General features: G+C 69.3%; 6 protein-coding genes. 1 reads left to right on the forward strand and 5 read right to left on the reverse strand.

Annotated elements, in window-relative coordinates; all coding sequences use genetic code 11:
* Position 1 precedes the first annotated feature (1 nt).
* The 5 genes from rplW to ACFWIC_RS31745 all read right to left on the reverse strand — a co-directional run bounded on the left by rplW (position 2) and on the right by ACFWIC_RS31745 (position 4,163).
* Positions 2 to 322: a 50S ribosomal protein L23 gene (rplW, locus tag ACFWIC_RS31725; protein ID WP_030393296.1), complete on the reverse strand. Its 321-nt coding sequence runs from the start codon at positions 320 to 322 to the stop codon at positions 2 to 4.
* On the reverse strand, positions 322 to 999 hold the full coding sequence (gene rplD, locus ACFWIC_RS31730; protein WP_329885383.1) for a 50S ribosomal protein L4: 678 nt from the start codon (positions 997 to 999) through the stop codon (positions 322 to 324). The genes rplW and rplD overlap by 1 nt, the downstream gene beginning before the upstream one ends.
* Positions 1,000 to 1,003: 4 nt before the next feature.
* Positions 1,004 to 1,651 (reverse strand): 50S ribosomal protein L3, encoded by a 648-nt coding sequence (gene rplC / locus ACFWIC_RS31735; protein ID WP_327677876.1) that lies wholly within the window; start codon positions 1,649 to 1,651, stop codon positions 1,004 to 1,006.
* Between the two features lie 14 nt (positions 1,652 to 1,665).
* Positions 1,666 to 1,974: a 30S ribosomal protein S10 gene (gene rpsJ / locus ACFWIC_RS31740; protein WP_012785157.1), complete on the reverse strand. Its 309-nt coding sequence runs from the start codon at positions 1,972 to 1,974 to the stop codon at positions 1,666 to 1,668.
* A 473-nt stretch (positions 1,975 to 2,447) separates the two neighbouring features.
* The gene (locus ACFWIC_RS31745) at positions 2,448 to 4,163 is read right to left on the reverse strand and encodes a phospholipid carrier-dependent glycosyltransferase (protein ID WP_329950391.1); all 1,716 of its coding nucleotides are present in this window, start codon (positions 4,161 to 4,163) and stop codon (positions 2,448 to 2,450) included.
* A gap of 506 nt (positions 4,164 to 4,669) precedes the next feature.
* Between ACFWIC_RS31745 and ACFWIC_RS31750 the strand changes: the two genes are divergently transcribed.
* The gene (locus ACFWIC_RS31750; RefSeq protein ID WP_380359689.1) at positions 4,670 to 5,950 is read left to right on the forward strand and encodes an acyltransferase family protein; all 1,281 of its coding nucleotides are present in this window, start codon (positions 4,670 to 4,672) and stop codon (positions 5,948 to 5,950) included.
* Positions 5,951 to 6,000 lie beyond the last annotated feature (50 nt).

Below are 6,000 nucleotides of genomic sequence, written 5' to 3' on the forward strand. Positions count from 1 at the left end.
GTCAGGAGGTCGGACCACCGAAGATGTCGATGCGGTTGCCCTCAGCCAGCGTCACGATGGCGCGCTTGGTGTCCTTGCGCTTGCCAAAACCCGTCTTGGAGCGCTTGCGCTTGCCCTGACGGTTGAGCGTGTTGACGGACTCGACCTTGACCGAGAAGACCGCCTCGACGGCCTGCTTGATCTGGGTCTTGTTGGCACCGGGCGACACGACGAACGTGTACTTGTTCTCGTCGAGGAGCGAGTAGCTCTTCTCGGAGATGACCGGCTTCACCAGGACATCACGGGGGTCCGTGAACGTCTTGCTCGTGATCTCTGCAGCCATCAGGCGGCGCTCCCTTCGAGCTCGCCCTCAGCAGCCACGGCCTTGGCGGACGCGGCGGGACCCGCCACGAAACGCTCGAAGGCGGCCTGGGTGAAGACCACGTCGTCGGAGACGAGCACGTCGTAGGTGTTCAGCTGGCCGGCGTCCAGGATGTGCACGTGCGGCAGGTTGCGGGCGCTCTTCAGACCCAGCTCGTCGGCACGCTCGACGACGAGGAGGATGTTCTTGCGCTCGGTGATCTTGCCGAACAGACCCTTGGCGGCCTTGGTCGACGGCGCCTCGGCCGCGATCACGTCGGTGACGACGTGGATGCGGTTGTGGCGGGCCCGGTCGGTGAGCGCACCGCGGAGGGCGGCGGCGATCATCTTCTTGGGCGTCCGCTGCGAGTAGTCACGCGGCACGGGACCGTGCACGACGCCACCGCCGGCGAACTGCGGGGCGCGGGTCGAGCCCTGACGGGCGCGGCCGGTGCCCTTCTGGCGGTACGGCTTCTTGCCGCCACCGCGGACCTCGCCACGAGTCTTGGTCTTGTGGGTGCCCTGACGGGCCGCAGCGAGCTGCGCCACGACGACCTGGTGCATCAGCGGAACGCTGACCCTCGCGTCGAAGATCTCGGCCGGAAGCTCCAGGCTGCCGGTCTTGTCGCCCGAGGGCGACAGGATGTCAATGGTGCTCATATCCTCACAGCCCCTTCGCCGCGGTGCGGACGAGGACGAGGCCGCCGTTCGGGCCCGGGATTGCGCCCTTGATGAGGAGCAGCCCCTTCTCCGCGTCAACGGCATGGATGGTCAGGTTCTGGGTGGTCACGCGCTCGTGGCCCATCCGGCCGGCCATCCGTACGCCCTTGAACACACGACCCGGGGTGGCGCAGCCACCGATCGAGCCGGGCGAGCGGTGCTTGCGCTGCACACCGTGACCGGCGCCGAGGCCCCGGAAGTTGTGGCGCTTCATGACACCGGCGAAGCCCTTGCCCTTGGAGGTGCCGGTCACGTCGACCTTGACACCCGCCTCGAACAGCTCCGCGGTGATCTCCTGGCCGAGGGTGTACTCGGACGCGTCCGTCGTACGGAGCTCGACCAGGTGACGACGCGGGGTGACGCCGGCCTTGGCGAAGTGGCCCGCGAGGGGCTTGTTCACCTTGCGGGGGTCGATCTCGCCGAAGCCGATCTGCACGGCGTCGTAGCCGGCCGGGCTGTCGGCGGTGTGGACCTGGGTCACGACATTGGGCCCAGCCTTGACGACGGTCACCGGAACGATCCGGTTGTTCTCGTCCCAGACCTGGGTCATGCCGAGCTTCTCGCCCAGGATGCCCTTAATCTGCTTAGCCATCTTCGGTGCGCCTCTCAGAGCTTGATCTCGATGTCGACGCCAGCCGGCAGGTCGAGACGCATGAGCGAGTCAACCGTCTTCGGCGTGGGGTCGAGGATGTCGATCAGACGCTTGTGAGTACGCATCTCGAAGTGCTCGCGCGAGTCCTTGTACTTGTGCGGCGAGCGGATGACGCAGTACACGTTCTTCTCAGTGGGCAGCGGCACCGGGCCTGCGACCTGCGCACCAGTTCGGATCACCGTCTCGACGATCTTCTTCGCCGAGGAGTCGATGACCTCGTGGTCGTAGGCCTTGAGCCGGATGCGGATCTTCTGTCCCGCCATGGCTACCTTGTAGTCCTTTTGTCATAAGTCACTGCACGGTCGTCCTCCGACCCCCGCGCTCGGGCGTGTCGCGCCCGCGCTTGCAAAAAACCGGCGAATCACTCCGTCGGTATCAGCTGTGGTCGGTGGAACCCGTCGGTTCCGTGGACGCCCGCGTTGAGGCCCCGCTCACGCTTCCCGGAAGATTCCCGTACTTTCGCCCCGCAGCTGCCGCGGTGTCGACTTCACACCACTGTGTCCACACACTGTCCGTGAACACATGAACGGCCATCACGGGAACGACGAGTACATGGGACTCGCTTCCAGTCCTCCCGGCGGGAGGCGCGCAGCATCGGCACTCAACCGAGCAACTTGGACATACTGCCACATGGAGCAGCCGTAAAGCCAATCGGGGCCGGTGGGGGTATCCCCCACCGGCCCCGACCGCACGGCCCGGCCGCGCGACGTCACGCGGCGGCCGGACCGTGTGACGCTCAGTGCTTGCGCCAGACCATCCAGCCCTGGCCCTTGTTGACCCGCTCGACGTACCACTGCGCCGGGTGGTCGTGCCAGTAGGCCTCGGGCGCCTTGCCCTCCTCCGGCAGCGGGGTGACGATCACGTTCGCCTGCGGGGGGACGGGCTGCCAGCGGGGGTCGCGGTACCAGACCCGGCCGAGGTAGACCTCGTAGGCCTGGGCCATCCGCGTGCTGCCGTCGAGGTCCCAGGCGAGCACCACGTTGTCCTTGGGCTTGATGCCGGCGGCCTTGGTGAAGCCGGTCGCGTAGGTCTTGCGCCAGGACGTGTACGGGTCGGTGATCTGCTCGGTGATGGTGGTCGTCGCGAACCCGGCGAACAGCGCGAGCGAGAGGCCGACCGCCCAGAGGACCTTGCGTCCGCCCGCGAGCAGGAGCATCACGACCGCGCCGAGGATGATGAACGCCGCGGTCGTCGACCGCATCATGTTCAGCTTGCTCCAGTCGCTGGCCAGGAACAGGACGTCCGGCATGCCCCAGCCGATGAAGACCTGCTTGTACAGCTGCGAGCCCGCCGACCAGATCACCAGCTGGGCGAGGAGCAGGGTCAGGCCGACCGTGCCGGCCACCGCGTAGCCGAGGCTGCGCCGGCCGAACCGGGCCAGGACGGCGACGCCGGCCACGAAGGCGACCGGGACCAGGTACGACAGGTAGCGGGCGTAGACCCAGTTGTCGATCCGCGCGTCGTCCGGGAGGGCCGCGGCGGAGGCCAGCGCGGTGCCGAAGAGCAGCGCCACCATGACGCCGCCGACGATCCGGTGCGGGCGCGGGAAGCGGCTGCTGAAGAGCGCGAACAGGCAGGTGACGACCGCCAGGCCGCCGATGCCCCAGGTGGAGACGATGAAGTACCAGATCTGCCCGGTGGTCCTGGTCAGCGTGCGCTGCAGGATGTCGGGGTTCTTCAGGCCGTCCCACAGGTACGAGCCGACCTTGCTCGGCTCCACCTCGAACTGGCGGTTGAGCCACCAGGACAGCGCCTTGGCGAAGAGCACGCCGGCACCCAGCGCACCGAGGCCCGCCACGGTGGTCCGCCACGGCGCCCAGCGCAGCAGCAGGACGCCGACGAAGACCACCCCGGTCAGGGCCACCACGACGCCGCCGCGGTCGTGCGTCGCCAGCGAGTAGGCGGCGGCGGCACCCGTGCCGGCCGCGTACCAGTAGCGGTGCTTGGTGGGGCCGTCGCTCAGCCAGCCGTGCATGCAGAGCAGCCAGGCCAGGATCAGCACCGGCAGGACGGTGTCCGCCATGACGTACTCGGAGTAGAAGATCACCGGCGGCAGCAGCGCGGTGACCCCGGCGAACACGTACGCCAGCAGCCGGCGCAGGCCCAGGCGGCGGAGCGCCAGGTAGGCCAGCGGGAAGACCAGCGCGTTGAGCAGCGCGTTGATCCCCATGATCAGGTGGTAGGCCATCGCCGGGTCGTCGGAGAGCCGCAGGGCCGGGGAGATCAGCAGCGGGTAGCCCCCGGGGATCACCACGCCGACCGGCATCTCGGTGGTCTGGCGTCCGGCGAGCACACGGGCCAGGACGAGGTAGGAGTCCTCGTCCGCGTGCACCGAGGGGTAGCTCAGGTGGCGGACGAGCACCAGCCGGAAGGCGACCTCGACGGCGTACCCGACCACCAGGGCGGCCGGCCAGAACCACCGCCGGCCGCGGGCCTCCTCGAACCGCTGCACAGCCCGGGCCGTCAGACCCGTCGACCGGGACGCGGCGACCGGCTGTCCGCCCGTCCGAGCACCGTCCCGGTGCTCCTCGACAGTTTCCGCTGAAGTCTGCACTGAACTCCGACTCTTCCTAGTCCGGCTCCGCATAGGATTTCGGCAGACCGCCCGGCCCGACCGCGGCCCACTCCGCCGGACCGTTCGTCCGAACGGGCCGGCTGCGGAGGTCACGCTAACAAGTGGCGCACCAGGTCATGCGCTTCCCGGTCGCGGCGTACACGGACCGATCGCATCCGGCCCGTTCACATACCACACCCAGCGTGACGCTCATGGTAGCCACAGGCCGCAGGCGTGTCATAACGTGACCGCCGAGTGGTCGCCACGCCGCCGCGCCCCCACGGCTCGAAAACGGCCCCGATAAGCTGGGAACAGCCACTCGTGCAATCCCTCGCCACCGACCCCAGGGCCGCCCCCGACACCCGGGGCCGCCTGGCTCACCTACCGGCCCGGAGCCTCCACACATGTCACGCACTCAGCGCAAGCGGCCCGCCTTGCTGGCTTGCCCCCCGCTGTCCGAGGCGCTCGGACGCAAGAACGGCTTCGGACTGCTGCGTCTCGTCCTCGCGCTCTCGGTGATCTTCGCCCATGCCATGCCGCTCGGCATGGGGAAGCACGACCTCGGTTACGACCAGGCGCAAGGCCAGACGAACGTCGGCGCGATGGCGGTCGCCGGCTTCTTCGTCCTCTCCGGCCTGCTGATCACCCGCAGTGGCATGCGGCTGAGCACCGGCCGGTTCATGTGGAACCGGGCGATCCGCATCCTTCCCGGTCTCTGGGTCTGCCTGCTGGTCACGGCGCTCGTCATCGCGCCGCTCGTCGCGTACCACCAGGGCCGGCTCGACGGCTTCTGGTCGCACCCCCAGGGGCCGTGGTCCTACCTCAAGGCCAACTACGGGATCGGCGTCGGCCAGTGGGGCGTCTCCGGCCTGCTGGACCACAACCCGCACCCGACCGCCTTCAACGGCTCGGTCTGGTCGCTCTCCTACGAGGTGTTCTGCTACCTCGCGGTCGCCGCGCTCGCCGCGCTCGGGATCCTCCACCGGGCCCGCTGGGCGGTGGCCCTGCTGGTCGCCGGCATGTACGCCTACCTGGTGTCGATGGCGGTGGACTTCGACCGGCTGCGCCTGCCGCTCTACGCCCCGACCGACCTGCAGGGCTGGCGCTTCCCGTTCCTCGACTGGCTGAGCATGGAGATGCTGCTGCCGGTGGGCTTCATGTTCGGCCTCGGCGCGGTCGCCGAGCTCTACAAGAAGCGCCTCCCGATCAACCCGGTCGCCGGTGTGCTGGCGTTCGGCGTCGTCCTCGCCACCGCCCACTACGGCGGCTTCACCGTCATCGGCCTGCCGGCCTTCGCCTACGTGCTGCTCGTCCTGGCCGCGCGGATGCCCGGCCCGCTGACCAAGGTCGGCACCAAGGTCGACCTCTCGTACGGCGTCTACATCTACGCCTTCCCGATCCAGCAGTGCCTGACCCTCTGGGAGGTCAACCGCCACGGCTACGCCGTCTACACGGCCCTGTCGGTGGCGCTGGCGCTCCTCGCGGCGCTCTGCTCCTGGTTCCTGGTGGAGAAGCCCGCCCTCAAGCTCAAGGACCTCGGCCTGCGCCGGCCCCCGAAGGCCGGTCCGGGCACGGCCGGCACGGCGGCCCCGGCAGCGGCTCCCGCCGGCGCCACCGCCCCGGCGCCCCTCGGCGGGGTCGGGGTCACGGCGACCACCGCCGGTGGGGTCCACGCGGCCCGCTGACCGGCCGGACACCCGCACCGACGCCTCGGGCCCGGTACGCACCCGCGTAC

It is taken from the genome of Kitasatospora sp. NPDC127035 (genome assembly GCF_042726075.1).
Classification (GTDB): Bacteria; Actinomycetota; Actinomycetes; order Streptomycetales; family Streptomycetaceae; genus Kitasatospora.